Here is a 5,742-nt window from a genome sequence, read left to right as displayed (position 1 = left end):
AAACACCTCTATATCTGTCCTGATGGAGATCTATACAATATTTCTTTCGCAAGATATATCAATACAGAAATCAGCTATCTCTCTTCACCACAAGATCTATTAGAAGACTATAAACAATCAAGTGATGATGATTTAGATATTGTATCTGTCATTTATCCTGATTATTATGATGATTCTTCTGAAAGTAGAGGACAAAAGGGTGTTCTTTATGGAAGCTATATTGAAGGCATGTATATTAATCAATTGTTTGAAGATAGTACACTCTTATCACGTGACGATGCCAATCATGATAACTTCTTAGATATTATCAGTCCTAAGATTCTCCATATTAGTACACATGGTGAATATGTTGACTCAGACCAATTAATGGAAAATGGTCGTCTATGTCTATCTGGTTATAATAAAACAGATTCTGGTTATGTCACTGCTGCAGAAATACAAGACATGGACTTAACAGATACAGAACTTGTTGTATTAGGTGCCTGTCAGACAGGACAAGGTAAGAGTGTGGGTGGAGAAGGTGTCTATGGTATAAGACGTGCTTTTGAACTTGCAGGGGCTCAAACCCTCTTACTTACTGTAGAAGAAATAGATGACTATAATGCTGCACTATTTATGAAGATCTTCTACCAATATTATAAGAAGTCTAGAAATGCGATGCAGTCTTACCAGGAAACTCAATTGTATTTATCAGACTATCAGAATGGTATAAAAGAACTCATTCAGTTTAAAGAAGACTTTAAGTATTATCTTAAAGAAGAAATACATCCAACGACTTTAAAGATGAAACTTATACAATTAGACAACAGAATAAAAGAATGTAGGGCACAGAAAAAGATGTTGAAAACTGTGCATGGACATTATGAAGAAGAAGACTGGAAAGGCTTCATCATCCAAGGAAAGGTACATATTTAATTATATGTATCTTTTTATTTTGTTCAAAAAGAGGGAAAAATATCACTCCATACGTTATAGGTGAAAGGAGTTGATATTCTATGTTTGTTAGAAGTCAAGATTATCGTGTAGATATTAGCTTTAAGAAATCAAAGGTTTCTATTCCTGCAATTTATAAAAATACAAGATTAGATATTCCGTTTGATACCAATACGCTAGAGTCACATCTTGCTATATTTGGCGGTACACGTAGTGGTAAAACCACATTTATTAAAAATCTAGTAACACGTTTAAGACATGTACATCCGAATGATTTATATATCTTATTGAATGTCAAGGATGACTACAATGACTTACTCCAATCAAATGATGCATTCTTTTCTGTAAAGAATCCTACATTTCATTGGAGTATTCTCAAAGAGGCTTATGACTCTTCTTATCCAGAAGACGCCCTCAATGAAATCACTATGGAGCTCTTTCATGAAGAACTCACAAAATCACACAACAAGTTCTTTCCTGAAACAGCTCAGAAAGTACTCTATGGGCTTCTTCTCTTCCAGTTAAGAAACAATTGTATTGCAGACAATAAAACACTCGCAAACTGGATCAGAAGCTTAAGTCTTATTGATATCAAGAATATTCTACATAACGTAGGTTTAGGTTATATTGCGGAAACATACCTCTATGCTGGACAAACAAAAATGAATGGTCAGAACGGTGCTATTCTTTCTACTATGCATTTAATTCTTGATTATTACTTTGTACAGGACGATGCAGTATTGATGTCCACAAAAGATATTCTTGCAGTTGAGGGTAATTTACTCCTTCTTCAATATGATATTCAGTTCCAGAAGAGTAGTAATTATCTGATGAAGCTGTTACTTAAATTAATCATTAAAAGAAAATTAAGTAGAAATGCGCCAGAAAGACGTGTGTATCTAATTCTAGATGAAGCCTCTGTATTAGATGGGGACTTTGAGTTAGTACAGGTCCTAAACATTGGGGCGGGAAAAAGAATCCATGTCATCTTAGGATTACAATCTATAGAACTACTCTATAGATGTCTAGAATCTCCTGATGAACATCTACAACAATCAGTTCTAGGTGGCTTCCAGAACTTTGTCTTCTTTAGACCAAGAGATTCCCCCACAAAGGACTTTATTGTCCATTTAGGTGGGCAGGATATGATTGAAACGTCTGTCTTTCCAGCCCATATATCAGGACACACAGAAATTGTTGTTCAAAAAGATGATCTTATCTCAACACGTGATATAGAAACATTAACAGTAGGTGAAGCTTACCTTAAGATACTTGATCAGCCTATGTTTAAAGTAAAATTCTTAAAAGGAGTCTAATATGCAGAAAATACTGATTTCAGGACATAATCCTACATTTAAAAATAATTTTATGAATTCACTCCAGTTCAAAAAAACAGTCGTCACTTTAGATGATTATGATGGTGCTGTGAAATCCTCTCATATTAACTATTATGACTACTTTAGAAGATATAACGATGAACAGCTGATTGAGTTAATCAAGAACTTGTTGTATGTTCATGAGATTCCTCATGCAGAAATCATTTTTGTAGAAAACTACTTATTATTTCTAAAGAAACTTATGAGAGTACTCAACAAGAATATGACATTACTCGATGCTTTTATTCAATGTGAAAACTATGAAATAGTAAAACAGGAATTCAATAAACTGCTTCAAACTCAAGCAATCGATTTTTCTGTATTTGACTATTATATGAATCAATACATAGGTTTTCATACAACAGAATTTATTTCTATAGAAATGTTTATCGTCCTCTTATTTAAAAATACAGGCTGTCCTCCATCACGATGCTCAACTATCCAGCTTGATGAAATTAACCAGGACGTCCATTTATATCTTATTAATGAGATGATGAAAGTTATGCATCAACCTCTCATTTTAATCGAAGATCATAAACAATATAATACACAAACGCTCAAACATTTCTTTGAAATGAATAAAGAAGACTATCCACTTATTGCGATATTTAAAGATATCTTCTTACATGAAGAACTTATATCACAGATTCCTTATCTCTTCTCCACAAAAATATATCTCAATCACAGTGAACACTCTGCCAATATAATATCGCAGCTTGCAGGTGAAGTAGAAGTTGTTCACACAACCTCTACTATTTCTAGAAATAAGAGAATAGGAAGTGAAAGTCTTCTAGATCGTCTATTTGGTACAGATAAGACAGAAACAGTCGCTACATTAGCTCCTGTTAAGGAGCCCAAGATAAGTAAAGAAGAAATCATGTACTTAAATAAGAATGTCTGCCTCCTACAGACTTATGATAGTACACTTCGTTTATTTGTCTGGTCTAACAAGTTACAATTACTGCTAAAAAATACAAATCTCATTTCATAAAAAACACTCCAACCTGAAAGAGAGGAAAACATACATCCTCTTTTTCAGGAATTAGTTATAAAGAAAGGACTCACACTATGAAAACAAATCTTACACTTGCTGTACTCCTATTATTTGGAGACTGGTATTTTCTTAATACATTATTTGATGCACCACTACTACTATGTATCCTTATAAGTCTCCTATTTATCTTTATAGGATACGGACAAGAACGTATTACTATCTCTTTAAATCAAGCCATACGCTTAGATCAAATGCCTGTCAATAGCTATTCCATGTTTTATAGACAGGTAGTAGAAGATATTCAACTTCCTCATCCAGATATTCAATTCTATTACTTAGAAGATGATGCAATAGAAGTAACACATTATGGCCTCCATACTATTGTAGTCACAAAAGGGATGTTGAACTTACATGATGAAGATGCCTTACGTGCCTGTATTTCACATGAATGTGGTCATATTTATAATTGTGATATTCTCTTTAGACAAGTTGTATCATTCAATATCCTTGCACTCATATTCTTTGTCTTATTATTCTATTCAGGCATTCTTGCATTCTTATTCTTTATGATGATTATCTTACTCATCCTTGGGTCATTCTCATTTACTACTTACTTTACAGGATCACTCTTTGTAAAGTTCTTAAGATGGCTGATGAAGTCTATGCAGAACTTATTACTAGGATTTGATCATCTTTTCTTAAACTTCTATATGACTATAAGAGATTATGAAGCAGATGAATATGCTATCACAATGGATGAAAACAATCGTTATGGTCTCATTCATTATCTTAATCGTTATGAACCCAATTCTTATAAAAGAGTTAAAAAATTAGAGGAAACCTATGAAAACTGATATTAAAAATACAATCGTACTTGGAGAACCAGGTAGTGGTAAAACAAGTTGTATTGCGATTAATGAAACAATAGATGCTTTAAAACAAGGACATAGTCTTTTTGTGAATGATAATAGTAAAGAAGAAATCTATAAGAGTACATATGATCTCGCTAAGTCTCAAGGATACAATATTATCTTGCTTGATTACTTGAATTATAAAGGAGATTCATTTAACTGCTTAGATTTAGTGAAGGACTATTATCAAGAAAATGAGTCTGTGTTATGTGGTGAATTGATTTCATTAATCAGTGAGGCGTTAAATAAACCAGTGAAAGGATCTGAGGATCCTTTCTGGACAATCAGTTCTACTACCTATATAAAGGGCATTATTTACTACTTGTTAGAAACAAAAAGTAAGAAAATAAACTTAGAAGCATTATCACATCTATGTGTAGAAAGTTCTGCACGTATAGAGTTTCTAGGATTAGGTCGTAGTACACCTATGGCAAGTTCATTATTAAATGGTGTCTTTACAAATAGTGAGAAAACAACAGCATCTATATTAATGACGGCCTTTGCGACTATCTCTTCTATTCTTACAAACTCTAAAATAAAGAGAATCACAAGAACGACAAGCTTTGATATAAGAAAAATACCTAAAGAGAAGACAATTATATATTTAAAATACCCAGAGTATTCTGAACAGTATGATGGCCTTGTTTCTTTAGTCCTTACAGAACTTATTCATGTTTTATATCATTCATGTGATCAAACCGGGCAGTTAGATATTCCATTTCATTTTATTATTGATGAGTTTGCTCATTTTAGATTACCTAGCTTTGAAAGATATATTAGTACAGCACGTTCTAGAAATATCCAGTTTACTTTATTGATTCAATCCATGGATCAATTAGAGATTGGTTATAGTAAGTCTGTAGCACAGACTATTATGGACTGTTGTCAGAATATTATCAGTTTTCAGACAACTAATTATAATACTCTGGCATATATGAGTCAGTTAAGTGGTTATAGAGATACAGTAGGTAATCTACCTAGAGTATCTATGAATGATTTACTTAAGCTGCGTCCTTTTGAAGCATTCTGTTTAATTAACCATCAGCCATCTATTAAATTATTTATACCTTATTTCATGAGGAGGGATTACTTATGAAGTACTTAATATTACTTGTAGTACTGTGTTATTTCATACCTGGCTTAGGAGCATGGATACTTGATGGTATGCCAACATTGATACAGATATGTAGCGCCTTTATGCCATGTATTATTATTCTCGTTGGTTTATATATTTTAGTAAGGAGTATTCTATGAACAAATTTACATATGAAAATACACCATTAGGCAAGATTGCCTCTGGTTATGTAGAAGAAGTAGGGGCTGTAGAGCCTAGAAACACTTATAATCAAAAGATTGCAGGAGGTGAATATCGCCAGGAGAATGATCATGGTGGACATCTAATTGCGCATTCTTTGCAAGGAAGTTCAGGTCTTGAAAATATAGATCCACAAAATAAAAATGTGAATCAAATAGATCAAAGACATATAGAAAGAGAAGTGGCTTCCTATGCCCAGGATTCAAATAATAG

At 32.8% G+C, this 5,742-nt stretch carries 6 protein-coding genes; all 6 read left to right on the top strand.

The window, feature by feature from the left end:
- Window positions 1–915, top strand: a 915-nt coding sequence (locus tag B2S90_RS08735; protein WP_286696894.1) for a CHAT domain-containing protein, incomplete at its 5' end; no start/stop codon positions are given.
- A gap of 80 nt (window positions 916–995) precedes the next feature.
- Window positions 996–2,249 carry a type IV secretion system DNA-binding domain-containing protein gene (locus tag B2S90_RS08730; protein WP_286696893.1) on the top strand — a complete coding sequence of 418 codons (1,254 nt, stop codon included), beginning with the start codon at window positions 996–998 and terminating at the stop codon, window positions 2,247–2,249.
- Window position 2,250: 1 nt separating this feature from the next.
- Window positions 2,251–3,300 (top strand): hypothetical protein, encoded by a 1,050-nt coding sequence (locus B2S90_RS08725; RefSeq protein ID WP_279148343.1) that lies wholly within the window; start codon window positions 2,251–2,253, stop codon window positions 3,298–3,300.
- 77 nt (window positions 3,301–3,377) lie between these two features.
- Window positions 3,378–4,157, top strand: coding sequence for a M48 family metalloprotease (locus tag B2S90_RS08720; RefSeq protein WP_278779757.1), 780 nt, complete (start codon window positions 3,378–3,380; stop codon window positions 4,155–4,157).
- Window positions 4,147–5,310, top strand: a complete 1,164-nt coding sequence (locus B2S90_RS08715) for a type IV secretory system conjugative DNA transfer family protein (protein WP_286696892.1) — start codon at window positions 4,147–4,149, stop codon at window positions 5,308–5,310. The genes B2S90_RS08720 and B2S90_RS08715 overlap by 11 nt, the downstream gene beginning before the upstream one ends.
- A gap of 154 nt (window positions 5,311–5,464) precedes the next feature.
- The coding region (locus tag B2S90_RS08710) for a DNA/RNA non-specific endonuclease (RefSeq protein ID WP_286696891.1) at window positions 5,465–5,742 on the top strand (278 nt) is incomplete at its 3' end.

The sequence above is a fragment of the Catenibacterium sp. UBA627 genome, from assembly GCF_002299355.1.
In the GTDB taxonomy this organism is placed as follows: domain Bacteria; phylum Bacillota_I; class Bacilli_A; order Erysipelotrichales; family Coprobacillaceae; genus Catenibacterium; species Catenibacterium mitsuoka.
The sequence above is the reverse complement of the archived record's forward strand: the minus strand, read 5'-3'. Positions and strand labels throughout refer to the sequence as shown.

Excerpts from the sequence above, each read along its gene's own strand:
- B2S90_RS08730 (WP_286696893.1), top strand. The coding sequence starts at position 996 with ATGTTTGTTAGAAGTCAAGATTATCGTGTAGATATTAGCTTTAAGAAA.
- B2S90_RS08720 (WP_278779757.1), top strand. The coding sequence starts at position 3,378 with ATGAAAACAAATCTTACACTTGCTGTACTCCTATTATTTGGAGACTGG.
- B2S90_RS08715 (WP_286696892.1), top strand. The coding sequence starts at position 4,147 with ATGAAAACTGATATTAAAAATACAATCGTACTTGGAGAACCAGGTAGT.
- B2S90_RS08725 (WP_279148343.1), top strand. The coding sequence starts at position 2,251 with ATGCAGAAAATACTGATTTCAGGACATAATCCTACATTTAAAAATAAT.